At 59.3% G+C, this 25171-nt stretch carries 22 protein-coding genes and 1 tRNA gene; 8 read left to right on the top strand and 15 right to left on the bottom strand.

Going from position 1 to position 25171, the window contains the following annotated elements:
- The first annotated feature begins 33 nt into the window (after positions 1–33).
- From proB to nadD, 3 genes are all read left to right on the top strand, one after another.
- Positions 34–1155 carry a glutamate 5-kinase gene (gene proB, locus MWR57_RS09765; protein WP_479723970.1) on the top strand — a complete coding sequence of 374 codons (1122 nt, stop codon included), beginning with the start codon at positions 34–36 and terminating at the stop codon, positions 1153–1155.
- A gap of 163 nt (positions 1156–1318) precedes the next feature.
- Positions 1319–2575 carry a glutamate-5-semialdehyde dehydrogenase gene (locus tag MWR57_RS09770; protein WP_423124629.1) on the top strand — a complete coding sequence of 419 codons (1257 nt, stop codon included), beginning with the start codon at positions 1319–1321 and terminating at the stop codon, positions 2573–2575.
- 22 nt (positions 2576–2597) lie between these two features.
- Entirely contained in the window at positions 2598–3266 is a 669-nt protein-coding gene (gene nadD / locus MWR57_RS09775; protein WP_423124630.1) for a nicotinate-nucleotide adenylyltransferase, read from the top strand.
- Positions 3267–3276: 10 nt separating this feature from the next.
- On the opposite strand, the gene MWR57_RS09780 is transcribed toward nadD, so the two are convergent.
- Entirely contained in the window at positions 3277–4926 is a 1650-nt protein-coding gene (locus MWR57_RS09780) for a Na/Pi cotransporter family protein (RefSeq protein WP_423124631.1), read from the bottom strand.
- 316 nt (positions 4927–5242) lie between these two features.
- Between MWR57_RS09780 and malQ the strand changes: the two genes are divergently transcribed.
- From malQ to MWR57_RS09795, 3 genes are all read left to right on the top strand, one after another.
- Entirely contained in the window at positions 5243–6790 is a 1548-nt protein-coding gene (gene malQ, locus MWR57_RS09785; RefSeq protein WP_423124632.1) for a 4-alpha-glucanotransferase, read from the top strand.
- A 1-nt stretch (position 6791) separates the two neighbouring features.
- On the top strand, positions 6792–7364 hold the full coding sequence (locus tag MWR57_RS09790; RefSeq protein WP_423124633.1) for a flavodoxin family protein: 573 nt from the start codon (positions 6792–6794) through the stop codon (positions 7362–7364).
- A gap of 101 nt (positions 7365–7465) precedes the next feature.
- Positions 7466–7541, top strand: a tRNA-Glu gene (locus tag MWR57_RS09795).
- A gap of 23 nt (positions 7542–7564) precedes the next feature.
- Here MWR57_RS09795 and MWR57_RS09800 read toward each other — a convergent pair.
- From MWR57_RS09800 to MWR57_RS09810, 3 genes are read right to left on the bottom strand one after another with little or no spacing between them, the layout of a single operon-like run.
- Positions 7565–8392 (bottom strand): polysaccharide deacetylase family protein, encoded by an 828-nt coding sequence (locus tag MWR57_RS09800; protein ID WP_423124634.1) that lies wholly within the window; start codon positions 8390–8392, stop codon positions 7565–7567.
- Positions 8373–11465 carry an MMPL family transporter gene (locus MWR57_RS09805; RefSeq protein WP_423124635.1) on the bottom strand — a complete coding sequence of 1031 codons (3093 nt, stop codon included), beginning with the start codon at positions 11463–11465 and terminating at the stop codon, positions 8373–8375. Before MWR57_RS09805 ends, MWR57_RS09800 begins: the two co-directional genes overlap by 20 nt.
- 4 nt (positions 11466–11469) lie before the next feature.
- Positions 11470–12192, bottom strand: coding sequence for a glycosyltransferase family 25 protein (locus MWR57_RS09810; RefSeq protein WP_423124636.1), 723 nt, complete (start codon positions 12190–12192; stop codon positions 11470–11472).
- A gap of 541 nt (positions 12193–12733) precedes the next feature.
- Here MWR57_RS09810 and MWR57_RS09815 point away from each other — a divergent pair.
- Complete coding sequence (locus MWR57_RS09815; RefSeq protein ID WP_423124637.1) at positions 12734–13090, top strand: hypothetical protein; 357 nt, start codon at positions 12734–12736, stop codon at positions 13088–13090.
- A 301-nt stretch (positions 13091–13391) separates the two neighbouring features.
- Here the strand turns inward: MWR57_RS09815 and MWR57_RS09820 are convergent, their stop codons facing one another.
- From MWR57_RS09820 to MWR57_RS09870, 11 genes are all read right to left on the bottom strand, one after another.
- Positions 13392–14243: a polyketide synthase dehydratase domain-containing protein gene (locus MWR57_RS09820; protein WP_423124638.1), complete on the bottom strand. Its 852-nt coding sequence runs from the start codon at positions 14241–14243 to the stop codon at positions 13392–13394.
- Entirely contained in the window at positions 14240–14719 is a 480-nt protein-coding gene (locus MWR57_RS09825; protein ID WP_423124639.1) for an acyl-CoA thioesterase, read from the bottom strand. Before MWR57_RS09825 ends, MWR57_RS09820 begins: the two co-directional genes overlap by 4 nt.
- Complete coding sequence (locus MWR57_RS09830) at positions 14719–15984, bottom strand: beta-ketoacyl-[acyl-carrier-protein] synthase family protein (protein WP_423124640.1); 1266 nt, start codon at positions 15982–15984, stop codon at positions 14719–14721. Before MWR57_RS09830 ends, MWR57_RS09825 begins: the two co-directional genes overlap by 1 nt.
- Before the next feature lie 256 nt (positions 15985–16240).
- A complete protein-coding gene (locus MWR57_RS09835; RefSeq protein ID WP_423124641.1) occupies positions 16241–17491 on the bottom strand; it encodes a beta-ketoacyl-[acyl-carrier-protein] synthase family protein in 1251 nt (416 codons plus the stop codon).
- A gap of 14 nt (positions 17492–17505) precedes the next feature.
- On the bottom strand, positions 17506–18504 hold the full coding sequence (locus tag MWR57_RS09840; RefSeq protein WP_423124642.1) for a hypothetical protein: 999 nt from the start codon (positions 18502–18504) through the stop codon (positions 17506–17508).
- A gap of 19 nt (positions 18505–18523) precedes the next feature.
- Positions 18524–19579, bottom strand: coding sequence for a hypothetical protein (locus MWR57_RS09845; protein ID WP_423124643.1), 1056 nt, complete (start codon positions 19577–19579; stop codon positions 18524–18526).
- Complete coding sequence (locus MWR57_RS09850; protein WP_423124644.1) at positions 19580–19846, bottom strand: acyl carrier protein; 267 nt, start codon at positions 19844–19846, stop codon at positions 19580–19582.
- An 8-nt stretch (positions 19847–19854) separates the two neighbouring features.
- Positions 19855–20178 (bottom strand): ApeI family dehydratase, encoded by a 324-nt coding sequence (locus MWR57_RS09855; RefSeq protein ID WP_423124645.1) that lies wholly within the window; start codon positions 20176–20178, stop codon positions 19855–19857.
- 177 nt (positions 20179–20355) lie between these two features.
- Entirely contained in the window at positions 20356–21702 is a 1347-nt protein-coding gene (locus tag MWR57_RS09860; RefSeq protein WP_423124646.1) for a lipid biosynthesis B12-binding/radical SAM protein, read from the bottom strand.
- Positions 21699–23873 (bottom strand): beta-ketoacyl synthase N-terminal-like domain-containing protein, encoded by a 2175-nt coding sequence (locus MWR57_RS09865; protein ID WP_423124647.1) that lies wholly within the window; start codon positions 23871–23873, stop codon positions 21699–21701. Before MWR57_RS09865 ends, MWR57_RS09860 begins: the two co-directional genes overlap by 4 nt.
- Positions 23873–24139, bottom strand: coding sequence for a phosphopantetheine-binding protein (locus MWR57_RS09870; RefSeq protein ID WP_423124648.1), 267 nt, complete (start codon positions 24137–24139; stop codon positions 23873–23875). Before MWR57_RS09870 ends, MWR57_RS09865 begins: the two co-directional genes overlap by 1 nt.
- A gap of 592 nt (positions 24140–24731) precedes the next feature.
- On the opposite strand from MWR57_RS09870, the gene MWR57_RS09875 reads away from it, so the two are divergent.
- Positions 24732–25169 (top strand): hotdog family protein, encoded by a 438-nt coding sequence (locus tag MWR57_RS09875; RefSeq protein ID WP_423124649.1) that lies wholly within the window; start codon positions 24732–24734, stop codon positions 25167–25169.
- Positions 25170–25171: the final 2 nt, after the last annotated feature.

Here is a 25171-nt window from a genome sequence, read left to right on the forward strand (position 1 = left end):
ACCACAGCGATGGAGCATGACGAAGACCTGGCGCTGCGACGGAGTTTTCTGGATCGGGCCAAAAGGGTAGTGATCAAGGTGGGCAGCGCCGTCCTTACCACTGGGGAAGGATTGAACCTGCCCGTGCTGGACGCTCTGGCCAAGGAGATCTGCGCCTTGCGGCAGAGCGGGCGGCAGGTGATTCTGGTCAGTTCCGGCGCGGTTGCCGCCGGTCGCCGCAAGATGGGCCTTGGCGATCGTGCCTTGACCCTGCGGGAAAAACAGGCTGCCGCCGCCATCGGCCAGAGCAGCCTGATGCGCTCCTACGAAAAGATCTTCGAGCAATTGGGCCAGAAGGTGGCCCAGGTTCTGCTTACCCACGATGCCCTGTCCCATCGGGACCGGTATCTCAATGTCCGCAACACCCTTTTTACCCTGCTGGATTGGGGCTTGGTCCCCATCATCAACGAAAACGACACCGTCTCCGTGGAAGAGCTGCGCTTTGGCGACAACGACGCCCTGGGCGCCATGGTCACCAACCTCACCGAGGCGGATATCTTTGTCTGCCTGACCGATGTTTCCGGCCTGTTCTCCGCCAACCCCCTCACCAACCCTGAAGCCCGGCCGGTATATACCGTGGCCAAGATCGACGCCGCGGTGCAGGGCATGGTGGGTACGGTGCACAGCGGCGTGGGCACCGGCGGCATGGGCAGCAAGGTCAAGGCCGCCAAGATGGTGGCGGCGCGGGGCGGTTGCTGTTTCATCGGCCCGGGCCGGGAGCCGGATACCATCTCCAGGCTTTTTGCCGGAGAGCTGGTCGGCACTTTTTTTCTGCCCCAGGCGGAAAAACTGGCGAGCCGCAAGCACTGGATTGCCTATACCCTGCGGCCGCAAGGGTCTCTGGTTCTTGATGGTGGGGCGTGCAAGGCCGTGCTGCAAGGGGGGAAAAGCCTGCTTCCTTCGGGCATCCTTGAAGTGAGGGGCAAGTTCGGCATCGGTGCGCCGGTGCATTGTGTCAACGAACAGGGCGAGCCTCTGGCCGCCGGGCTGGTCAACTACGCGTCCACTGATATCGACCGGATCAAGGGCGTGAAGACCAACCAGATCGAACAGATGCTGGAGCGGCCCAAGGACAGCGACGAGGTTATCCATAGGGATAATTTGGTGATATTATGAGCCTTTTGCAAAAAGAGAAAAACCCCCTTCGACAGGCTCAGGGCGAACGGTAGCCATCTTGAAATCATTATAGTTTCTTTCCGTTCATGCTGAGCCTGTCGAAGCACAACAAAGCATTTTGCAAGAGTCTCATTATAGTTATGGTTCTAAAGGAGCACAAGATATGTCCATCCAGGAAACTATCAGGCAGATGGCAGTGGCGGCCAAAAAGGCCTCCCGCAACATGGCCAATCTTTCCACCACCGCCAAGAACAACGCCCTGCTGAAGATGGCCGAGGCGCTTCTTGTCCAGAAAACCTATATCCAGCAGGAGAATGAAAAGGATCTGGTCGCGGGTCGCGCCAAGGGGCTGTCCGCTGCCATGCTCGACCGGCTGGCTCTCACCGACAAGGTGATCGACAGCATGGTCGGGGGCTTGCGCGAGGTTGCGGCCCTGCCCGATCCGGTGGGCGAGGTGAGCGAGATGGCCAAACAGCCCTCCGGCATTACTGTGGGTCGGATGCGCATCCCCCTGGGGGTTATCGGCATGATCTACGAGTCGCGGCCCAATGTGACCGTGGACGCGGCGGCGCTCTGTCTCAAGGCGGGCAACGCCATCCTCTTGCGGGGCGGCTCCGAGGCCATCCATTCCAATCTGGCCCTGGCCAAGGTGCTGCAGGAGGCTCTGGCCGCGGAGAAGATCGAGGCTGCGGCCGTGCAGGTGATTCCGGTCACCGACCGCGAGGCGGTTACGGCCATGCTCACTCTTGATGAACAGATCGACCTGATCATCCCGCGCGGCGGCGAGAGCTTGATCCGTTTTGTGGCGGAGAACTCCCGCATTCCGGTGCTCAAGCATTACAAGGGCGTCTGCCATGTTTTTGTCGATGCCAGCGCGGATCTGGACATGGCGGTGAACATTGTCATGAACGGCAAGGTGCAGCGGCCCGGGGTGTGCAACGCCCTGGAGGCCTTGCTGGTCCATAAGGATGTCGCCGTCGCCTTTTTGCCCAAGGTCTGGGGCGCATTGCAGAAGGCTGGGGTCGAACTGCGGGGCTGCCCGCGGGCCAAGGCGATCCTGCCCGAGATCACCGCGGCCCTGCCCACGGATTACGGCATGGAATTTCTCGACCTGATCCTGGCCGTGCGGGTGGTTGATGATCTGGATGCGGCCATGGACCATATTGTCCAGTACGGCTCCCAGCATACCGAGGTGATTGTCACCAACAGCTATGCCAACGGCCAGCGCTTCCTCCGCGAGGTGGACGCCTCGGCGGTGATGATCAACGCCTCCACCCGGTTCACCGACGGCGGCCAGTTCGGCCTGGGCGCAGAGATCGGCATCAGCACCACCAAGCTGCACGCCTACGGTCCCATGGGTCTGAAAGAGCTGACCACCAGGAAGTTCATCGTTTACGGCGAAGGGCAGGTCCGCGCTTAAGCAGGACTCCGGAGAGAGCAGGGTGGAACTTCCCCATAACCTCGGCCGGCGGGTCGGCATCCTGGGCGGCACCTTTGACCCGGTGCACAATGGCCATCTCGCCGTTGCCGAGGCTGTCCGCAAGGCGCTGGATCTTTCGAGCATCCTTTTTGTTCCCGCCTTTTTGCCGCCGCACAAACCGACTTACACCATCTCCGCCTTTGCGCACCGGGCTGCGATGTTGGAGCTGGCCCTTGCCGGGGAAGCCGGTTTTTTTGTCTCCAGGCTGGAGGCTCAACGTGTGGGGCCTTCTTTCAGCATCGATACCCTGAAGGCCTTGCGTCTTTGGCTGGGGTCTGGGATCGAGTTGTTTTTCATCACCGGCATGGATGCCTTTGTCGAGATCCATACCTGGAAGGCCCACCGGGAGCTGCTGGATTACGCCTCCTTCGTGGTGATTGGCAGGCCTGATCATTGCCAACAGTCGTGCGGACAGACCGTGGCAACACATTTCCCCGGCTATACTTTTGCGGAAAATCAAGGGTGCTGGCAGGGAGAGCCCGGAAGGGGCGCCATTTATCCGGTGGCCATGGCGCCGGTGAAGGTTTCTTCCACCGAGATCCGGGAGGCAATCCGGCAGGGCAGATCTGTCCGGGCTCTTGTTCCCGCATCAGTGGCGGACTACATTGGCTCCCAGGGTCTCTATCGGTGAGGCAGTTTCTTCATGCCGCAGCCTGCGCGGGAATTGCCTTGTCCTCCGTCGGCATGGCCGTGGTCAGGGTGGTCAGGTAGCGGGCGCCCTTTTCAATCTGGTCGGCAATGCGCCGGACATCGCTCATCAGGTCGATGAGCGAGACCATCAGCCCCACCGGCAGCAGGTTCTTGGTTCCAGCCTTGAGCAGGCTTGATTTGAGATGCCGGTACATCTCCTCGGTTTCCTTGAACAGGGCGGCGCATTCCTCCGGCGCATACTCTTCCCTTGCCACATCGGTCAAATCCAGCAGTTTCACCACATGCTGTTTGTACAAGCCTATTTCCTGGGCCAGGGCGGTATTCGCCAGCAGGCGGCTCTGCTGCTGCATCTGGGCGATCCGCAGGGACACATCCGCAACCTCGCGGTAGTAGCTGGTGACGCGCAGGGCATTGGGCAGCACATGGTCAAGCTCTTCCGGCAGGTTGCCCCTCCGGATCAGATTGATGAAGTTGCCCACCTCGATCTCCAGCTTGAGCAAAGTGCGGCGGTCGGTATCGAGCTGGAGGCTTGGCCCTGCCTCGCTGCTTATGGCGCCCTTGGCCATGCGGCGGGCAATGTTGCCGATCCGTTCAATTTCCTTGGCAAGGGCATGGAAGGCCAGCAACGGAGTGGCGGCGATATTTGTATCCAGAAACAGGGGCTGAGCCTCGTCCTCTTCATGGGAACGGAACCAGCCCGTGAGGCGGGTTACCATGAATTGCGTGAATGGCAACATCAGGCCGACTCCCAGGATGTTGAAGACGGTATGGAACAGGGCGAGCAGCATCGTTGCGTTGGTTTGCGCATGCAGGATCTGCGGGAAAACGGTCAGGGCGTGAAGGAGAAAAGGGAGCAGCAGGAGGGCCACCGCGCCGGTTACCAGATTGAAAATGACGTGGGCCGTGGCAACCCGTTTGGCGTTGGGGGTGGCGCCCAGCGCGGCCAGGGCGGCGGTCGAGGTGGAACCGATATTAGCCCCGATGACCAGGGAGGCTCCGCTGTCAAAAGGGATAACGCCTCCGGCGGTGGCGGTGAGGGTTATGGCAATGGCCGCACTGGATGATTGCATCGCCACGGTCAGCAGAACGCCGATGACCAGGAAGGTGAAATAACTTCCCACCCCGCCGTCCAAGAGAGTGAGCGGCAGGTTGATCCCTGTTTCGGCAAAGGTCGCCCGGAGCAGATCGATCCCTAGAAAAAAAACGCCGAAACCGGCAAACGTCTCGCCGAGGGCGCCGGAGCGGCCGTTGCCCTTGGTGAGGCGCAGGAACATGCCTAGCCCGATGAGGGGCAGGGCAAAGATTTTGATGTCGAATTTGAAGCCGACTAGGCTCACCAGCCAGCCGGTCATGGTGGTGCCGATATTGCTTCCATATATAACGGTGACGGCTTGCAGGAGGTCCATGAGGCCGGCGTTGACAAAACCGATGGTGGCCACGGTCACCGCGCTGGAGGATTGCACCAGGGAGGTGATGAAGACGCCGGAAAGGATCCCCCTGAACGGAGTGGCGGTGGAACGCTCCAGAATGGTGCGCAGGGTCTTGCCCGCGGCAATCTTGAGGCCGTCGGTCATGAGCTGCATGCCGAGCAGGAAGAGGCCGATGCCCCCGATACAATTGCCAAGGATGGAGAGGGTCATGCCATGGGCTCCTTTTTCGTTGGCTCTTAATGCAACCAGCCGTTTTCTGCCTTCTCCGGCAGACGCCTTGAAACAGGTTGTTCCAAGGCCCGGAACAGGCTGCCTGAGAGCTTGTCCTTATAATACCCGGTGCCTGGTGGGTCGGCAACTGCTTGAGGATATTGAAAATATCTACAGTATATGAGATGGGGTGAGCGTTCGAAAGTTTTTTAATTGGAGGCGGGCCGACCATTCTGTATGATACAGACAGGCATCCCCGTTTGTCGTTGCGCTGCGCGGCCATGACAGACATGAAAAAAGAGAGGGCGACAAAACCATGCACAACCAGCGAAGCAGCGGCGTCCTTTTGCATCTTACCTCCCTGCCGGGGCCTTTCGGGATCGGCACCCTTGGCAAATCCGCCTACGAATTCATCGATTACCTGAAGGCCGCCGGGCAGGTCCATTGGCAGATATTGCCCTCCGGCCCGGTGAGTTCCAGTTCCGGCAATTCGCCCTACATGAGCCTCTCGGCCTTTGCCGGCAATCCGCTGCTCATCGATCCCGCACAGCTTGTGGGGGCAGGTCTTCTCCGGCGTGAGCAGGTGGAAATCCCCAGCGAATTTTCCGAATATCTGGTCGATTTTGATGCTGTTCGCGCCTTTAACGAGAAAATCCTGGAGCACGCTTTTCTGGAATTTCGTCTGACCGGGGATTCGGCCGCTTTCGCGGAGTTTCGCCGCACAACCGCCTGGCTTGAGGACTATGCCCTGTTTATGGCCCTGCGGGAAGAGTTTCAGTTGCGTCCCTGGTTCCTCTGGTCGCCGGATATTGCTTTTCGCAAGCCGGAAGCCATTGCCCGGTGGCGGGAAACCCTGGCCGAGCGGATCTTTTTTCATCAGTTTGTGCAGTTCTGCTTTTTTTCCCAATGGCAGATCTTGTGGGATTACGCCCACTGCCACGGCATCCGGATCATCGGCGATATCCCCATCTATGTGGCTTTGGACAGCGCCGATGTCTGGGCGCATCAGGATTGCTTTCTCCTGGATCGCGAAACCGGGCGCCCGACCCACGTGGCGGGCGTGCCTCCGGATTATTTCAGCGAGACCGGGCAGCGCTGGGGAAACCCTCTTTTCAAGTGGTGGGATGACAAGGGGAAGATGAACCAGGCCTTGCTTGCCTGGTGGGGACAGCGGTTTCGACACATCTGCCGGACGGTGGATGTGGTCCGCATCGATCATTTCCGCGGCTTTGAGGCATACTGGCAGATCCCGGCTTCGGAGGAGACCGCGGTTAATGGGGAATGGGTCACCGGGCCTGGCCTGGCATTTTTTTCCGAGATGAAACGCCATCTCGGCGCGTTGCCGATCATCGCCGAGGATCTCGGGGTTATCACCCCGGAGGTGGAGCTGCTCCGCGACACCTTGGGTTTTCCAGGGATGAAGGTGTTGCAGTTTGCCTTTGATTCCGACGAGCACAACGCCTATCTGCCCCATAACTACACCACGGTAAACTGCGTGGTCTATACCGGCACCCACGACAACGATACAACCCTGGGCTGGTACTTCAGCGATACGGTAATGCAAGCCAGCAAGGCCAAGGCCTTGCGCTATACCCACAGCCAGGCGGGCAGCCCCATCCACTGGGATTTTATCCGCCTGGCCTATGGTTCGGTTGCCGAGCTGGTCATCGTGCCTCTTCAGGATGTTCTCGGTTTTGGCAGCGATTGCCGGATGAACATGCCCGGCACCTCCGAGGGCAACTGGCGCTGGCGGTGTGCCGCCAGATTTTTGAATGATGAAACGGCAAGGGCGCTGCGGGATGAGGTTGTGTTTTATAACCGGCTGCCTGCCCATCCTGTTGAATCTTGCCAGAGGGAGCAATGAGATGAAGGTTTTGGCTGTGATCGGGAGTCCGCGGAAAAATGGCAATACCGAAACCCTGCTTGGCGCTGTTCTTAAAGGGGTTGAGGCGGCAGGGGGCGAGATCGAAGTGGTCCGCCTGTGTGCGCTGCGTATTCAACCGTGTATCGGTTGCGGCGGCTGCGACAAGACCGGACAATGCGTGCTGGAAGACGACATGCAGGAGCTGTATCCAAAGATTCTCGCCTCCCAACGGCTGATCCTTGCCTCCCCCATCTATTTTTACGGAATCACCGCCCAGGCCAAGGGATTTGTCGATCGCTGCCAGGCCCTGTGGAGCAGGAAGCGTCTCCTGAGCGAAAAGGGAGAGTGGCGCAAGGACCCAACCCGCAAGGGTTTTCTGGTGGCGGTGTCCGCCACCCACGGGGAAAGGGTTTTCGAGGGCGCGATTCTTACGGCCAAATATGGATTCGACGCCATGGGCATGGGCTATGGCGGGGAGTTTCTGGTCAAGGGCATGGATGGCCGTGGGGACATGGCACAGGATGCGGCCACCCTGACCCGGGCGGAAGAGGCGGGCAGAAAATTTATGGATTGAAACAGGATGGTTGCGAGTTTTTCCCCCTTTCGGAAGAGCGGGGGAGAGGAATAAAAGATTGACAAATCCCCTCCCATCATTTAGATAATGGCGCACAGCATGGCCCCTTCGTCTAGCGGTCTAGGACGCTGGCCTCTCACGCCGGTAACACGGGTTCGAGTCCCGTAGGGGTCACCAAGTGAGAAATCAAAGGAGTTCCGTCAATTGACGGAACTCCTTTTTTTGTTTGAGGGGATGACAGTCATCACGGGATGGCGGATGATTTTTTCCAGGGAAACGACCTGACCGTTGTTTTGTAACGCTGCAAAAAGGCGGTCCAATTCTTTTTGCCAGATGGAACTCAAGGCCTTCCCCTGCGGCGGGAGGTCGTGGAGCATGATGATGTCCCCTGGCCGCAGCCGCGTAAGGATTTTTTCGGCCAGATTGTCGATGTTGCGGTTGCCGCCGTCCATGGCCCGGCAACTGTAATTGACAGCCAGGAGGTTTTCTTGGGCCAAGACCTGTTTCAGCCGGGGGTTGGTGATCCCTGCCGGGGGACGGAAGACACAAGGGGTTATCCCTGATTTTTGCAGGATTTCCTGCGTAGCATGAATATCTTTTTGCAGGGTCTTGGGTCTCCGCAACATGAGCAGGGAATCATGCCGCAGGGAGTGATTGCCGATGGTGTGGCCTTGGGCCAGGATCGCCGCGATCAGCTCCGGATGTTTTTCTGCCTGTCGGCCCACCACAAAAAAGGTGGCTTGCAGGGTATGGCGGGCAAGAAGATCGAGCAGGATGGGGGTGGATGCCGGCCAGGGGCCGTCATCAAAGGTCAGGGCAACCTGCTTGGTTTCCGGGCTGCCCCGGCTGATTACCGGCAGAAAAAAGCCGTACCCGGCAAGAAAGGGGGTGGCAAGACAGGCGAGAAGAAAAAGCGCCAGGGGCAGGACAGCCAGGGTAGGGCTGAACAGGGAGATGAGAAAGGCAAGCAGCAGGGCCGCAGCTCCGCTTATTTCGGCCGCAGACGGCTTAGAGGGGCTGCGCGGCATGGGCTGCTCCTTTTTTTGCCTGGCCGACCAGCCAGGCCAGTTCCGGATTGGCGGTGATCTCCTGCACGAGCACCGTAAAACCGGCCTCGGCAAGAAGCCCGGCCAGTTTTTCCGGGGAGCGGTACCAGGCCTCATGGCCCGAGAGCCGGATGCGCGATTCTTCCAGCCGCCAGGACCATGACGGCTTGCCGGCTGGACGGATCGTGCATCTTGCCACCAGGAGCCCCCCATCGGTCAGCAGTTGAAAGCTCCGGCGGAAAAGCTCCACGGCTGTCACCTCGTCCACATAATGGAGCATGTCCAGCAGCAAGACCACGTCCGCCGGAGCACCCGGCAAGGGCGGCATCTCCGGCGCCCATCCTTGAGTGACCGTGCCCCGCTCGCCCAGGGCAATGGCGGCGATCCGCACCCGTTCCGGATCAGGCTCGATTGCGGCAATCCTGGCATCTTTGAAGCTTTCCAGGCACCAGCAGGCAGGAACTCCGTATCCGCAGCCGATATCGACAATGGTCTTGATCTCCTTCTTGGTGGCCAGCATCCTCGGCAGGTCATGAAACAGGGGATCAAGACGCAGCTTGCAGCGCGCGAACATCCGGGGATAGGCCTCCACCGTGCGGAACCGGCGGCGGAGGCATTGGGGGAGATCCTTGGCCAGGCAGGGTTCTTTCCCCGATTTTTCGGCAAAGTAGCGAGTCAGCAACGGGGGCAGCAGGAGAAAACTGCCGAGCAGGGAGTAGCCGATGCCCAGCAGCGAGGCGATGCCGATGCTTTGCAACAGGCTGTGTTCGGCGAAACAGAGCACCCCGAAGCCGATCATGGTGGAGGCGGCGGAGAGAAAGATACTGCTGCGCACCCTGGCATAGGAGGGATGGGAGATATCCCGGTACCGCTGGTGGGCCCGGACGCAGAAAATGGCATAATCGATGCCCATGCCGAGGATGGCGATGGATAAAAGCATGAGGGCGGGGATATCCAGGGGCCGGCCGAGAAGGTTCATGGTTCCCAGGGTGCAGATATAGGCAAAACCCGAGGGCAGCAGGGTCAGCGCCGTCAAGGGCAGGCTGAGGGAGACCAGAAAGAGGAGGGCGGCCACACTGAGGGCGATGATCACCAGCATGGAGGTGAAGGTGGAGAAGAGCAGATCGGCCAACCGCTTGGTAAAAAAGGCGGAGTCAAAGATCTTGCTCTCCTTGCCGTAACGGGCCAGAAAGGCGGGGCCATCGTAGTTTTTCCCCGGCGCGACCGTGATAAACTGGATCAGGCCGGACTCCCGGGTGTTCTCGGAAATCCCCAGCAGCCCATAGAAATCATGGGGAATCTCCTGGGCCTGGGCCTGGGGCTGCAAGGCAAGCTCAGGCGCCAGCAGCGAGAGAAAGGGGGCAAAGGCATCGGGGGTGAACCCAAGTTCCTCCCCCGCACCGGCCAGCGCGGTTTTCACCTGCTCCACCCTGCGGCTGTCCCAAAATTCCTGCCAGGCGGCCACATTTTGGGCGCCCCGTTCCTGGCCCGGGAAGAGCATCGACGGGACAAAAGCCGCACTTAAGATATCCTGCTGCACATCCTTTTCGATCCGGGCCAGGGCAAGATCGTTGCCCTGCTGGATCTCGGCAATTGTCTCCTCTTTGTGCATCACAAAGATCCGGTCCCCGATCTTCCCCCAGACCTCGGTGAACAGGGCATCGGCCGCCTCCGTGGCCCGGCTGACCGTGTTCATGCTGTTCAGGCTGATATGCACCTGCGGGCGGGCGAAAAAAATCAGCGTTGCGGCCAGCAGCACCGCGCCCATGGCCCCCCTCCAGCCGGTGGTATAGAGGAGATTGACAAATCTTTGTAAAGGGAGGGTATGCTTTTTGCCGGCAGGCATGACCGGGAAGATTTTCGGAAAGATGGTGTGGACAAAGAGAAAGGAAAAAAGGACGCCCATGGCGGAGAAAAGTCCCAGTTCGGTAAAAATCGGAAAGCCGCTGCCGCAGAGAACCAGAAAGGCGGCAATGGTGGTGACCATGGCCATGATTCCCACCACCCCCACTTCATGCGCGGCCTCTTTGCCCGAGGATTCATGGGGCCGGTCCAGAAACAGCAGATAGGCGATGCCGTAATCCACGGTAATGGAAATGAGCGCCCCGCCAAAGCCGAGCACCATGATCGAGATGGAGGAATTAAACAGAGAATAGACCAGAAGGGCCGCGGCGGTGCCGGCAAAGGACGGCAGCAGGGACATGAGCCCGAGCAGGGGCCGGGAAAAAGAGAGAAAGAGCAGCAGGGCGATGCCCGCGGTTGAAAGGAGCAGGGCAAACTGTACATCGTGGCGGATCATCCGTTCATTATCCAGGGCCGCCCGATAGGCCCCCACCGGGGTCAGGCTGACCTGCACCCCTTTGGCGGCAAAGTGTTGGACAAGCTCCGGCGCGGTGCGTTCAAAAAAATCAGCAATGGCCAGGGCGGAGGCGGTGTTGCTGCCTGCGGCCAGCGGCCTGGCCGTGACCAAGAGATGGCGGCCATCGCCGGAAAGCAGGTGCCCCTTGTAAAATTGCGCATTCAAGGAGGGGGCCAGCAGCGCCATCTTCGCCAGGATCAGATCCTTCAGGCCCAGAGGGTCCAGGCCGATGAACTCCGCCTGGCCGACCCCTTCCAGGCTGCCCAGATCCTCATGGAGCTTGCGCAGCCGTTCCTTGATCCGCTCGGGTTCCAACTGGGGGGCAATGGCTGCAAGCTCCTCGCGGGAAAAGAGCAGCGGCAGGTTCCGGGCCGCATGCATGGCAAGGCGCGGGATCAGCTCACCCATGGCATTGGTGCCGACCTGGGCAAAGAGTCCGCTTTCCTGCATCTTTTGTTCAAGAAAGACCCCGCCTTCCACCAGGGTCTCCTGATCATCAGCGTTGATGGCAAGATCCACCGCGATCTGGTCGTGGATGGGATGGTGGTTGAAGATTTCCAGGGCATCGGCGATAACCCGTTCGCCGGCCGGCAGGGAACGTGCCAGGTCCGTGTCCAGTGCAAGGCGCGTTTTGCCGACCACGGCGCAGCCGATGATCAGGAGAACAACAAGGAAGAGCAGGCGGTAATTGATCATTTGTTTACCACAGCGTCCAGGCCAACGCACCCAGACCGAGAAAGGCAGCCAGGGGCAGGGCGAGAAAAAGCGGTTTATGGTTCTGATATCTCTCGTTCATCTTCTGGATAAACGGGAGTCCTCCCAACATCCGGCGGATTCTGTCGATGGCCACGGTTTGGTTGTCGCTTTCGGAAAGCCCCTGAAAAGCGCACATGGGGTAGGGGGCAAAAAAATCGCCACCGGTTTTCCGCAGCAGGCCGTCATAGGGGATCCCGCGCCACTGCTCTTGGACGATGCGCCGGGCAAAGGGGGCGTTGAGGGCATAGGCGTGGGACAGGCAGCGGTATTGGATGCGGACCAGGGATTTCACCCCGGTTTTGCGGCTGCCGCTGGTGATGCCGCCGAGAAACAGGCCGTCCCAGCGCGCAAGGCTCTCCAGGTGCAGGCAGGCCTCGGCAAGGGTGCGGGGGGCAAAGTCGCGGAAGAAGACATCGTCTTCAAAGATCAGGATATGGTGCGCTCCGGCTGCAAGCCCTTTATTGAGGCAGAGCAGGTGGGATTCAAAGATGCCTTGTTCCCTGTTTTCAGGGTGCCTGGCGACCAGGACAAACTCCACGCGATCCCCCAATCCCACCGCTGCGAACTGCTTTTGCACCTGTTGTTGCCGGTCGATACGATCGGCAACGGAAATACAGTAGATTGCCTCAAAAAATTTCCAGGGGTCGGGCTGGTTCATGTCTGCCATTGTCTATTTTGATTCCATCGAATTTCAGCCAGTATTCCGGCGACGGTGGTCCTGTTCATTTCTTTGCTTGCCCAAAGAAACGAACCAAAGAAAGGGCACCCCGCCACTTGTCCCGCCGCAGGCGGGATGCCCGGAGTTTATGCCCCGCATGGGGTACTCCTCGATGCTGCCGGGGCTTTGCAAACTCGCGGAGTTTATGCCCCTTACGGGGTACTCAAACAGTGCAAAGCCCTTTTTCGGCAGCCTCTGCGGTGCTCGGCTGCGTGACCATGGGGAAACTACAGGAGCGGCTTGCGCCACTCCAACGCATTGGATTATCGTTTCAGATGCTAAGCAGATTTTTGGTTGATAAGAAAGCCAAAAATTGTTGAAATCGCAAAAAAAAACCGCGATTACAACGGTTGCCGCAGGGTAATTTTTTGAGTTATCGTTACGGACCTTTGTGTTTTGGGGTTATTGCGAGTCCGTCAATAATTGATTACCTTAGCAAAAATACGTCCCGGCAGCACGTTTCCCCCTTTCCCCTCGCGAGACAAGCCAGGTGATCAGAAAGAGTATCCATAAAATCGCGGCCACTGCTTTTGTTCGTTCCGCCATGGCGGAGCAGGCCGATCTGTCCGCCTTCAAGGAAAAGCCGAGCCTCAAGATCATTCTCGGGCTCCTGGCTATTATGGTCAGCTATATCATCGGCTGGCCAGCGGTTGCCGCCCTCGGCTTCCTGGCCATCCATCTGCATGAGCCCTTGGTTGTCATCGTGGGCGGGCCCCTGACCTACGGCCTGTCGCATCTGGTGTTTCTGCTCGGCATGTATCTGTGCGGCGCTGTGTATTCCCTGATCTTTCTTCGTTGGCTCACCAGGGTTTCCATGGAGAAATTGCTTGCCTGGGCGGAAAGATAACAGGGCGCCACATCTTGCCGCAACCTGCAGCACCCTGTGACCGCTTGTCCGGTGGTTATTTGACCTTGCGCAATCCCTCCCGTCCCGCAGCCATTCCGGCGGCCGCACTCTTTGCCTCCCCCTTTAGCAAAGGGGGATTGAGGGGGATTTAAAAACGGCCAAATCGCCTACCCCCGTCCTAAAATCCCCCCTAGCCCCCCTTTGTCAAAGGGGGGAATAAAAATGTACTCCGTTCGTAACCAACCCACTGAAACACGACTGGCGCAAAGGTTAAACCTTTGCGAGTCCTCCGGTTCCGTGTTCATTTTCCCCCGTCCCGCAGCCACTCCGGCGGTTTGATCGTTCCCCCGCTCACATCGCGCATCCGTATTCCGGTGACGCTCTCAAATATCTGTCCCTGGTCGTCAAAAATTTGCAGGTCAAAGAGCAGTTCATCATTGGTTTGGGAGAGCAGTTGCACCCTGGTGCGATAGTTGCCCCCGGGCAGGGTGGGGCGGTTGATGATCCGTCGGTCAAAGCCCACGGGAAAGGGGACAAAGTCGGCGGCGCGCTGGCCCAGAACACAGGCGGCGTGGAAGGCGCCGTCCAGGGGAAAGGGGGAGCCGACGAGGTCGCGGACCCTGTCCGGGGCGTGGGAAAAATTCGGCGCCTTCAGCCTGCCCCAGGCGATCTGGCCGCAGAGTTGCACGGTCTCCTGCAGGGTATGATAGCTTGGGCCAAAGGGCACCAGCTCCCGGTACACCTGTTCCGCCGGAATCGTCATTTCCGGGTCTGCCGGAGGGGCGGGAACATACTCCGCCATGGGGGCATCATTTTTCCCGGCCGGGGCAAAGAGGATCTCGCCATGCTCCTGCAGCCGGGCCATGGCCTTGCCCTGCCTCCGGCTGAGCAGCTTGGCGTGGACCGAACCGTCTTCATGCTTCCGGTATTCCAGCAACGCTTCCACTCTGCTGCTGTTTGCCGGAATTTCCAGAAATCTGGCAAAACGGACCTGGTCCATGACCCGGGGGTCGATCTCCGGATGGGTGGCGGCAACCTCCGTGGCCAGCAGGAGCATGGTCTCCACCGCAGGCAGCACGATTTTGCCGTTAAAGCAGTGATCGGCAAACCAGGGTTCGATCGGGATGGCAACAACAGTCCGGTCGCTGGTCATAAACCGGGGAATCCCTCCCAAAGCCGGATGGTTTTGACATCGATCTCCACCGGGATGCCCTTGCTGTTCACGGCGCAATGCTTGGTGAAACCGGTGCAGGCGATTTCCCCGGTTTCAGCCCTGATGATCAGATAATCAAACTGCAGCTTGACCAGCTCGATGGTGGCGGGCCGGGTATGGATGTACATCAGGTCATCATAAAAGAGGGGCGAGTAATAGTTGAGCTCTGTCTTGATAATGGGGTAGATGTAGCCGCTTTCTTCCACCTGTTTATAGGGGTACGAGGCCTCCCGCATGAGCGAGGCCCGACCGAATTCAAAATACCGCAGGTAGTTCGCATGGTAGACGACCTGGGAACGGTCCGTGTCCGCATAGAGGGTGCGCTGCTCGCAGCGGTGCCAGATCTTGCCGCTGTTTGTGTCCCTGACCAGGGAGGGTTTGTCCAGAAATTCCGGGATAAATGGTTTGGGTCGCATCACATTCCTCGAAAGACGATACAGCAGTTGGTGCCGCCAAAGCCGAAGGAATTGGAGAGCACGAATTCATGCGGGTGGTTGCGGGCTTGATTGGGAACCACGTCCAGGTCGCTGAACGCGGGGTCCGGGATATGGTTGACCGTGGGCAGGACGATGCCTTGGCCCATGGCCTCGATGGCCAGGGCCGCCTCGATGGCCGCGGAGGCGCCCAGGCTGTGGCCGACCTGGGACTTGTTGGACGACACGGGTATGCCGGGCAGGGCACGGCCGAAGACCGCTCTGAGGCACTGCACCTCTGTGCTGTCCCCGGTGGGGGTTGAGGTGCCGTGGGCGTTGATCGCCCCGATATCCGAGGGAGCAATCTCCGCATCCGCAATGGCCCCATGGATGGCTTGGACAATGGTCTCTTGGTTGGGCCGGGTAAAATGATGGGCATCCGAGTTCCAGCCGATCCCGGCCACCTCTGCCCTGGCGGTCAGGCCGAGGGAACGGACAGCCTCTTCGGCCGCCAGCACCACCACCCCGCCGCCTTCGGAGAGGACAAAGCCCTTGCGGTCAATGCTGAACGGCCGTGACGCCTGGGTGGGGTCAACAAAGGCGCGATCCTTGGAGTCGACCTTGATGGTGGCCAGCATGTTGGCAAAGCCCTGGATGATTTCCGGCACCAGGCAGGTCTCCACGCCTCCGGCCAGGACAAAGTCGCAGTCGCCGTCTCGGATCATCCTGGAGCCAATAGCAATGGCATGGTTGCCGGAGGCGCAGGCGCCCTGTGGGGAGAAGACCGGGCCGGTGAAGCCGAGGAGCATTCCGGCCTTGCCCGCCGGGAGATTGGCGCAGAGATTGGGCAGCAGATAGGGGCTCACCTTCAGGGGGCCCCGGTTGACATAGTTGTCCATGGCAATCCGGTAGGCATCCGTGCCGTTGAGGGCCGAACCGATCAGGCAGCCGGTCCTGGGGCCGGTCTCCTGGTCGATGACCAGCCCGGCATTGGCCAGGGCCTCCCGGCACACCTCCATGGTGAGAAAAACAAAGCCGGCCTCCCAGAGCGAGGCCTCTTTCCGGTTCACATACTCCAGCCTGGACGGGTCCCAGTCCGGGATCTCCCCCACCACATTGCTGCGGGTGGTGACCTCACAGCGGGTGATCCGGCGAGAACCGGCCCGTCCGGCCAGGGCAGCCTCCCAGGTGGAGGCAAAGGTATTGCCAAGGGAGGTCGCCGCACCATAGCCAACGACAAATACTTTTCTGTTCAGCGGTGCTTTCATAATCTCTAAGGTGCCTCCCGGCTTGGCCGGGGGACTCGTAAAGGTTTGACCTCTGCGCCGGTCGTGTTTTAGGGTGTTGTGTATGAACGTAGTACTTTTTATCCCCCCTTTAACAAAGGGGGGCGAGGGGGGATTTGCAGCCGGTGGTTGCGTTTTGGTCGTTTTTAAATCCCCCTCAATCCCCCTTTGTTAAAGGGGGAGGCAAAGAATGCGGCCGCTTTGGTAATTGAACTTCGGCGGATCGGCCTTTGTTTTTTTAACTGCTTCTCTTGAACACCGCACAACTATTGCAGCCCCCGAAACCAAAGGCGTTTTTCAACACAAACTCCTGGTTTATCGGCCGTTTTCCCTCGGCCACGCAGTCAATTTCGATCTGGGGATCAGCAGTGTAATTGATGGTGGGCGGCACAACCCCGTCCCGCATCCCCTGGAGGGCAAAGATGGATTCGATAACGCTGGAGGCGCCCATGGCGTGGCCGATCAGCGATTTGTTGGCGCAGACCGGCGGCGGATTATGGTGAAAAACCGCCTGCAAGGCATCGTATTCCACCTGGTCGCCGACCTTGGTGGAGGCGGCATGACCGTTGACCGCATCGATATCTTGGGGGGCGAGGTCGGCATCGGTTATGGCGTCGAGCATGCACTGCGTAACCATTTCCAGATACGGCGCGACAAAATGGTGGGCATCCGAGGTCATTCCCCAGCCGGCAAGTTCGCAATGATACACCAGACCGTGCGCCTCGGCGAATTCCCGGGTGGCGAGAATCACCGCTCCTGCGCCCTCGGAGAGGACAAAGCCCCGCCGGTTGGCGGAAAAAGGCCGGCTGGCCGCCTCCGGAAAATCATGTTCCCGCTCATCCTTGGGGATGTAAACGCCGTTCATGGTGTAAAAACCGGCCACGATCGGTTCGACCAGGGCGAAATCAACCGCCCCGCAGATGGCGACATCGGCCCGGTTCTGGGCGAGAAACATGGCGCCGATGATCATCGAGGTGAGCCCGGTGGCGCAGGCGGAGATGGTGGAGGTGATCGGCCCCCTGGCCCCGGTCTGGATGGCGATCTTGCCGCCGATCATGTTGATGCAGGCATTGGGGTTGGCGTAAGGGTGGGGCAGTTTGCCTTGGCTTTGCATCCTTCGGTCGGCGGTCAGTACCGCATCCAGACCGCCGATGGCGGAGCTGTAGGTCACCGCCACCCGGGAGGCAAGATCCGGGGTGATTTCGATGCCGCTACGCTCCAACGCCCTGGCCACCGTGAGCTGGGAATACTTGAAGACCGGAGAGCTCCAGGCCGCTTGATGCCTGGCGGAGAGAAAGGGGTAGTCCGCCTGGTCGATGGCGGGAACCTGGCCGGCGATTCTGACCGGGAAATCATCGCTGAGGGGAAAACGGGTCAGAGGGGTGATGCCGCTTTTTCCGGCAAGGGCCTGCTGCCATTGGCTTTCAAGGTCATGACCCAGGGGAGAAATGGCATCGTAGCCGATAATGACCGCGTCTTTTAATCCCATCAGCCCGGCTCTGATTACCAGGGAATAAACTGATAGAGCTTGGCAAACATTTCGTACACCTCGATCCAGTTCTGCAGCTCCTCGGTACTTTGCATGTGCGCCCGCTTGTTGACCATAACCCAGCTCATGTGGGCAGCGCCGTCCTTGCAGGTGGCGCAGTCACGGGTTTCCGAGGTGCAGCAGCGGTGGACAGTCTGAAGGTCCGAGGCCCAGCGGATGAAATTGGTCAGCCGCTTGGGCTGGGGAACTCGCTTGTCGATGGTATCGGTAACCGAGGGGCATTCCATCCAGCCGAACGGCCTGCCCAGCATTTGTCCGGTGGTGATGACCTTATGGTAATACTTGGAGGAAATCACCGTGCGCGGGTAGGCCTCCAGCATCGCATCCATCTCCGCCCGCACCGCGACCAGTTCCTCCGGGGTCCAGGAAAAGCCGTCCACCGCCTCGTCATTGGACAAGAGCTGCATGTGCACCTTCAGCCCGACCCCTTCGATTTTCTTGATGATCTTTTCGGTCTTGCCGAGCTGTTTGGGGGTGATGGTGTAGAGATAATAGGCGTGGGGATCACCGGCGTAGTTGGCGCTGGAGATCTTGAAGGTATCCTTGCCGCGCAGGGTTATTTCATCCTCTGCCTCGCCCCACAGGGAAATGCCGACCATCATATCGGGGAATCTCTCCCTCGGCACCTTGATCAGCCCATTGGTGGCGCAAAATGTTGGCAGCCGCTTATAAAAGGCCTCGATCCGGTCCAGGCAGAGGGTGGGCTCCCCGCCGATGAGGATGGCCAGGTTCACCCCGCGCGCCATCTCCTTTTCCACAAAAGCGTGCCATTTACTGACGTCCTTTTCCTCGGCAGCAGCCTCATGCTCGCCGGAGGAAAAGAAGAAACACCCCTTGCAACGCAGGTTGCAGCGGTCGGTGACGTCATAGATGGAACTGCGGATATTGAGCTTGGCAATGTTTTTATAGCGCTCATACCAGTGCGCATCGAGCAGTGAACTGACGGTTTTCATGGTGTATACCGGAGGCAACTCATTGGTTTGGAGGGGGAATAACCGGCGCGTCGCAGAGGTTGGGGCCTTTTTCATACCCTTTAACCCAGACAGCCAGGTAGGTGTCAACATAGTCGAGCCAAGCGGAAAAGGTCAACGGATCCGTGGCGTGGCGGTACATTCGGGCCGTGACCACGGCGCTGCCCGCGGCGTAATGACGGCAGTCGTCGCAATCGGTATCCGGCACGCAGCAGGCCGCGTCGCGATCCCATTGCAGGTTGGTGCGGTATTGGCGAAATGTTCTGCCAAGGCCGATATCCGTTGCCTGGTTCATGCGGGGATAGGAACAGGAAAAAAGTTCGTGCAGGCCCTGGGGCCGGGTGTGGGCAAGGATATTGTAGGGGGAAAACAGCACGGTTTCCGGGAACTCGGCAAGAAGCTCGGTCATGACCCGCTCCGTTCTGGCCAGGGTTTCCGGGGTATGGCGAAGCGGCCCTTTGTAGCCGACCGGAGCGGAGAACATATTGAAGGTGATCCGCAGGCCGCCTTTGGCCAGGATTTGCGTAACCTCCCTGGCCTCGTCGATGTTGACCGGGGTAAAGGTATAGACCCAGACGGCTCTTGGGTCGTTTTGATAATTTGCCATCTGCCGGACCAGCATGTCCGGGGCCTTTCTGATGGCAAGGCTGGTCCGGTCGTTGCCCCAGACCGAGATATGGACCCGGTAGTCAATCGCCTGCGGGAGACTGTGCAAGCCGTTGCTGGCAATGGCGCCCAGGGGGATCACTCCATAACAGACCTCGCACAGCTCCGGCACCAATGATGGTTCCGCCCCGGCGAGCACGACAAAGGTGATGCCCCGGGCCTTTTCCGCTTCCAGGAGCTGGCGCCAGGCTGCCGGGTCCCGGTTTTCCTCGGCAAACTGCTTTTCGCCGGCAAAGTAATAGCAGCCTTCGCAGCGGATATTGCAGCGGTTGCTCATGTCGTACGTGGATTCGCGGAGAAAGAAATACCTCCGAACTTTATCCCATCGTTCCCTGATAACCGGGTCCGCTATGATCTCGGAGAATTTATACTCCCTGGCCGGTACGATCACTTATTCGCCACTGGTCAATTTGGTGTTGATGTATTCGGCGATGATCCGGACCGTGGTCAGCTTGGGATAATCGTCTTCATCGATCCGGATGCCGTATTCGTCCCGGAGGACCAGGGCAATGGTCGCCAGATCCATGGAATCAATGCCCACCTCGTCCACCAGATCCAGGTCCGGATCAAAGGTCTGGGGGGTAACATCTTCCAGTTGCAAGGCATTGATGATAATTTCGGCGATCCGGGTAATGGTCTGGGTAGGGTCGTTGGTCATGGAAGTCTCTATAGTGTATTTTTCTTGGCAAAAAGTATCACCCCGGAACAAACCTCGTCAGTGCCGCTGGTTATCCGGAACACATATTGCTCTTTTATTTGGACGAATGTGGCGAAAATGTCAAGTATTTCCCCGGGTTTCACGATCTTTCTGAACTTGACCCGGCTCAATCCGGTCATGTGCCTGCCGTCGTCCCTGGAGGCGGCAATAAGGTCGGCCACCATTTTTAATTGGGCGATTCCGGGCAGGATGGGGTTGTCGGGAAAGTGGCCGGAAAACCAAGACGATTGCCTATCCGTTGTCACCCGGCCGGCTATTTCGTCTTTTTGCAATTGTCTCGTTTCGCTTTCGAGAAACAAATGGCCCACAGTATCGCCTCAGTCCTGGGAAAACAATTGATCCGCGGCATGCTTGGCGCCGATCCGGCGATTCCTCTTCTGCATGATCACGGAATAGCCTATACCACCGGGGGTAAAAATACGCAATACAGGCCTTGCTGTAAGGAGATGTTATCCGGCAAGAAATTCCCAAAGCGGCCCGGTATGCCCCCGGGAATACATTTTCTTGAGCGTGGCCGCGCTTTTTGCGCCACCGGAGCCGATGATCCAGTTGTTTCGTTTGTCTGCCCTTGCCGTAACCTGGGCGGCAATGGTGTCGCGGTCGATTGCCTCGGCCTGGTAAAAAAGGGGCTGCAGCAGATTCGTTTCCGGGCGGATTTTTCCTTCCTTAAGGGCAATGTCGTAGAGGGCGGTATGGGGATAGATGCGGATTCCGATGAAAAAAAACAGGACCGTCTTGTTGAGCCGTTCAATGTGATCAAGGGATTCCGCGACCGTGGCGGAAGATTCCCCGGGGCCACCCAGGAGGAAGTAATGGGCCACATGCAGCCCGGCCTCAAGGGCTTGTTGGTGGGCAACAAAGACATCGTCAACCCCGAAGGGTTTCCGATAGGTGGCCAGCATGGAAGAGGAAAGCGACTCGGTGCCGAATTCCACATGTTTGCACCCTGCGTCGGCCATGCGGGAAAAATAATCAATCGGCAATTTGAGCGGGGCAAAAAAACCGCCCCAGGGGATGGAAACACCAGCGGCTTTAAAAGCCTTGGCCACCTCCAGGCTGTGGGCCACATCCGAATTAAAGGCCGAGTCGGTGATAAAAAGATATCGTGCTCCGGCCTTCTGCAGATCCATGGCGGTCCTGGCCACCTCGCCAGGGTGGGCCAAACGGTGCCTTTTCCCTTCAAGATGGGGATACGGGCAATAGATGCAGTTGAAAGAGCACCCCCGTTTGGTCTGCAGATTCAGCATGCCCCCTTTTTTGAGGTAAAACTCCACATGGGAGGCTTGGGGCTGGAAGGCGCGCACCTGTGTGCCGGTCCAAGGCTCGGGCGTTGCGGGCGAGGAAGCAGGGGAGATCACCCCGGGAATTTGCGTGGGGTCCAGACCCTGGTGCAGGGCCTCCACCAGCAGGCCGAATCTCTCCCCCTCGCCGATGATCCCGTAATCCACTCCCAGGGCGGCAAAAACCCGATCCGCCATGATGGTGAAGCCGCTGCCGCCGCAGACCAGCATGGCCTGCGAGCGCTCGCGCAGCCAGGCAGCCAGCTTGCCGTAGGCATCGATGAAAAAGAGGGGATCGCCAGCCTCAGTGTTGTCGATATTGCGGCAGGAGAGGCCGATGATTTGCGGAGAGAAATCGTGCACAAGCTCTTCCAGAGCTTCCAGGGAGAGGACATTCAGATCCGCGATCCTGACTTGATGCTCTGCCGGAATACACCCCGCCACATAATCCAGGCCGAGGGGATAGACCGGATAGGGAACAGTGAGGGTGTTGGGCGAGATGAGCAGGATCTTCATGGGCGGGAGAACTCCATGGCGGAAAGATATCTCCCCAGACCAAGCACCAGAATGGCAGGGTTGTTCGCCGCCAGCGCAAGATCATTGCCGGACACCAACGGCCCGGGCACCTTGCCCGAGGTGAGAAAGGAGGCGGCCATGACCGCGGCCACGGCCGAGGCCGAGGCGAACTCCCCGGTAAATTCGCGGTAGCGGATGATCGGGGCCTGTATGCCGGATTGTTCCAGGAAACGAGCCAGTTGTTCTTCGCCTTCTTCCCGGGCCGCGGCCGGGATGCCCGCCAGCAGGAGGGCATACTTGCCTTGCAGGGTCGGAACCCCGCCCAGGGCATCGATCAGGGCCTTGATGCTCCCCTGTGTTTTGCTGCTCTGATAAAAAGGAACCCGGACCAGGCAGTGCGCACCCTCTGTTTTTCTGCCCAGGCAAAAACCGCCGCCGCCGTCGGCCAACAGGCTTCCCGGGGCGATGGAGGGATCGAGCAGGGGAGAGAGAACCGGGTGCCCCTCATCCGCGCCAAGGACGAGGGCGTTTTCCTGTCCCTCTTCCAGCATGAGGTCCGCGGCCAGCAACGCCTGCTCAAAGGAGTAATCACCGCCGCTGGCGGTGATATTGGCTCCGGCTGCCCCGAAGAGGATGGCGGTTTGCCCGGCCGGCCCGTTGTGCACGGAGCCGACAAAGTCGGTGGGGCTGGGAAACTGTTCGCCCGAATCGGTCAGGCGGGCCAGGAAATCATGGGTTTCCGAAAGTGCGCCCCAGCCGGTTCCCATGAACACGGCAGCGGGTTTTGCCTCGAAACCGGAATCCTGGTGGGCGCTCAGGGCCAAGGACAGCGTCAGGCGCGGCAGCCGTTTCAGGCGGCGCACCAGGTTGGGCGGCAGGTTTGCCGAGATGGAGGCAAGGTCCGGTGTGCCGGCCATTGGCAGACCCTGGGCCAGCAGGGCCATGGTGGCTGCGGTATCCCCGGCGCCGGTGAGGCAGGAAAAGCCGTGAATGGCCAGCCCTGTTTTGGTGCGTCCTGGCGGGGGCTGTGAAAAATTGTCCGGTTTGGCAATCACCAGGCAGCCGTTGTTGCCGCCAAAGCCAAAGGAGTTGCTGAGCACGGCGTTGGTGGGCTGCTTGGTCGGCTGCAGCAACGGGGTCAGGCCAAGGGCGGGATCGGGATTCTGGCAACCGGTGTTGGCGGGCAGGAAGTCCTTGGCCACCGCGAGTGCCGACACCACCGCCTCGATGGCCCCGGAGGCGGCCAGGCTGTGGCCCGTTGCCCCTTTGATGGAGGAGAGCGGCGGCGGCGCACCAAAGAGGGTGTTGACGGCTTTGGCCTCGGCCAGATCGTTTTCCGGGGTGCCGGTGCCGTGGAGACTGATGTAGCCGATATCCGTGGGATGAAGACCGGCATCGGCCAGCGCCGCCTGCATGGCCATGCGCGCGCCCCTCCCCTCCGGGTGGGGCGCGGCCGGGTGATAGGCATCGCAGGAAAGCCCGGCGCCGAGGAGTTCCGCCAGGGGGTGGTCCGGTTTTTCCGTGGTCAGCAGCAGCATGGCCGCGCCTTCGGCCACGGCCATGCCATGCCGATCCGCATCAAGAGGTTTGCAACCTTGTTTATCCACGAGCTGTAGGGAATGAAAACCGAAATAGGTCAACCGGCAGAGCGAATCCACCCCCCCGGCCAGAACCGTTTTCGCTTTCCCGCTGCGCAGCATTGCCAGGGCCATGGCAATGGCCACGGCCCCTGAGGAGCAGGCGGTGGAGACGGTCAGGGCCATGCCGCGGCAACTGAGCACTTGGGCAAGATACTCGGCGACACTGTTTAACCCGTGATACCGGTACAGCTCCTTGTTGCTCACCTTGGCCCGGAGCAATGTTTCCGTGGTCAGGATGCCGCCGGTGGTGTTGCCGAGAATGATCGCGTCGATCACATCTGGCGGGGTGTTACAGGAGGCCATGGCCTGGAGGGCGGCGTTGTGGGCCAGGCGGTGGGTGCGGGGCAGGTCCGACTGCTCGGCCAGGCCGCGGACCTGACCCGTGGGCAAAGGCTCGCCATGCAGGAGGGGAAAGAGATCCAGCGGCCTGATCGCCGAACAATTGCCGCGCAGCGCCTCTTCCGTGGCGGCGACTCCCTCGCCGAGCGGGCTGATAATCCCCAGGCCGGCGATGTAAACCCGTTTTCCCATCAGGACTGTGAACCGGGGGTGTTTTCCTTGATGTATTCGGCCAGGGAGGCCAGGGAGGAAAAGATCTTTTCGCCGACTTCCTGGCTGTTGATCACGACGCCGTAGTCTTTTTCCACCATGACCACCATTTCCAGAACATCGATGGAGTCAATGCCCAGGCTGCCGCCGACCAGCCGGTCGTTTTCGTCGAAATTTTCCGGGCTCAGGTCTGAAAGATTCAGGATGTCGATGATCTTGACCTTGAGTTCTTCTGTCAATGTATTCATAGGATGCGGTCGCTGTTTGAGTATCGTTGAGTCATGAGAAAATATCGGCTGCACGGTGGCACTGAAGCCGGTCTGGTTTTCGAAAAATTGTTAGTGTTGTCCGGTTAGAAAATTGCAGTGTGATATATGCCCCAATTATTCCCCGTCCAACACCAGCGAGGACTGAACTGAGTCCCCTCCCCCCTCGCGGGGGAGGGTTAGGGTGGGGGGGAAGGTAGTCGTTCCTCGGCAGTTTGCCACTTCACCCACCCCCAACCCCTCCCGTCAAGGGAGGGGAGCTTCATGCAAGCTCCTAACCGGACAACACTGAAAATTTGTACTGGATATCGTTTAAGTGTATTTATATACTGCCTAAAAAAAGATAATGCCAAGAATAATTCCACATCAACAGTGGCTGTTCACCGGAAAAAAGGGTATCGTTTCGGCTCCGCTGACCAGGTCCAAAAAGGTGCCTGATGAGCGCGAATCAAATTCTCCCTCTCCCCCGCTTAGTGGGGGAGAGGGTCGGGGAGAGGGGGTAAGTTGCGGCTTTGCACCCTCTCCCTGACCCTCTCCCTCAAGGGCGAGGGGATTTAGGAAAAGGTACAGTTGTATGGACACACTCACACTCTCCGATCTCACCCTGGAGGATCTTCTTCCCCATCGCGGCAACATGCTGTTGGTCAAGGAGATTATGGAGGTGGACAGCGAGAGGGCCAGCGCTATTTTTTTGGTGGAAAAAACGTGGCCCATGGCCGATGCACAAGGGGTGGATCCCCTGATTTTAGTGGAACTCGCCGCCCAGACCGCCGGGGTGTGCAACGGCTGGAGCCGGATCCAGGCCCAGGGCCGGGACTCCAATCAGATGGGCTGGCTGGTGGGCATAAAAAAGGCGGATTTTTTTATCGACTCCCTGCCCTTTGGCGCCAGCATCACGGCCAGGGCGGAAAACACCTATAGTTTTGAAAATCTCCGGGAGGTTGCCTGCGAGCTGCACATGGACACGCAGCTCATCGGCAGGGCCACCCTGCAACTTTTTCAGGCAAATTAGCA

Source organism: Hydrosulfovibrio ferrireducens, assembly GCF_046883345.1.
GTDB classification, from domain to species: domain Bacteria; phylum Desulfobacterota; class Desulfobulbia; order Desulfobulbales; family Desulfurivibrionaceae; genus Thiovibrio; species Thiovibrio ferrireducens.

Excerpts from the sequence above, each read along its gene's own strand:
- MWR57_RS09860 (WP_423124646.1), bottom strand. The coding sequence starts at position 21,702 with ATGAAGATCCTGCTCATCTCGCCCAACACCCTCACTGTTCCCTATCCG.
- MWR57_RS09875 (WP_423124649.1), top strand. The coding sequence starts at position 24,732 with ATGGACACACTCACACTCTCCGATCTCACCCTGGAGGATCTTCTTCCC.
- MWR57_RS09825 (WP_423124639.1), bottom strand. The coding sequence starts at position 14,719 with ATGCGACCCAAACCATTTATCCCGGAATTTCTGGACAAACCCTCCCTG.
- MWR57_RS09835 (WP_423124641.1), bottom strand. The coding sequence starts at position 17,491 with ATGGGATTAAAAGACGCGGTCATTATCGGCTACGATGCCATTTCTCCC.
- malQ (WP_423124632.1), top strand. The coding sequence starts at position 5,243 with ATGCACAACCAGCGAAGCAGCGGCGTCCTTTTGCATCTTACCTCCCTG.
- MWR57_RS09810 (WP_423124636.1), bottom strand. The coding sequence starts at position 12,192 with ATGGCAGACATGAACCAGCCCGACCCCTGGAAATTTTTTGAGGCAATC.
- MWR57_RS09805 (WP_423124635.1), bottom strand. The coding sequence starts at position 11,465 with ATGATCAATTACCGCCTGCTCTTCCTTGTTGTTCTCCTGATCATCGGC.
- MWR57_RS09840 (WP_423124642.1), bottom strand. The coding sequence starts at position 18,504 with ATGAAAACCGTCAGTTCACTGCTCGATGCGCACTGGTATGAGCGCTAT.
- MWR57_RS09780 (WP_423124631.1), bottom strand. The coding sequence starts at position 4,926 with ATGACCCTCTCCATCCTTGGCAATTGTATCGGGGGCATCGGCCTCTTC.
- MWR57_RS09830 (WP_423124640.1), bottom strand. The coding sequence starts at position 15,984 with ATGAAAGCACCGCTGAACAGAAAAGTATTTGTCGTTGGCTATGGTGCG.
- MWR57_RS09850 (WP_423124644.1), bottom strand. The coding sequence starts at position 19,846 with ATGACCAACGACCCTACCCAGACCATTACCCGGATCGCCGAAATTATC.
- MWR57_RS09770 (WP_423124629.1), top strand. The coding sequence starts at position 1,319 with ATGTCCATCCAGGAAACTATCAGGCAGATGGCAGTGGCGGCCAAAAAG.
- MWR57_RS09870 (WP_423124648.1), bottom strand. The coding sequence starts at position 24,139 with ATGAATACATTGACAGAAGAACTCAAGGTCAAGATCATCGACATCCTG.
- MWR57_RS09790 (WP_423124633.1), top strand. The coding sequence starts at position 6,792 with ATGAAGGTTTTGGCTGTGATCGGGAGTCCGCGGAAAAATGGCAATACC.
- MWR57_RS09820 (WP_423124638.1), bottom strand. The coding sequence starts at position 14,243 with ATGACCAGCGACCGGACTGTTGTTGCCATCCCGATCGAACCCTGGTTT.
- MWR57_RS09865 (WP_423124647.1), bottom strand. The coding sequence starts at position 23,873 with ATGGGAAAACGGGTTTACATCGCCGGCCTGGGGATTATCAGCCCGCTC.
- MWR57_RS09800 (WP_423124634.1), bottom strand. The coding sequence starts at position 8,392 with ATGCCGCGCAGCCCCTCTAAGCCGTCTGCGGCCGAAATAAGCGGAGCT.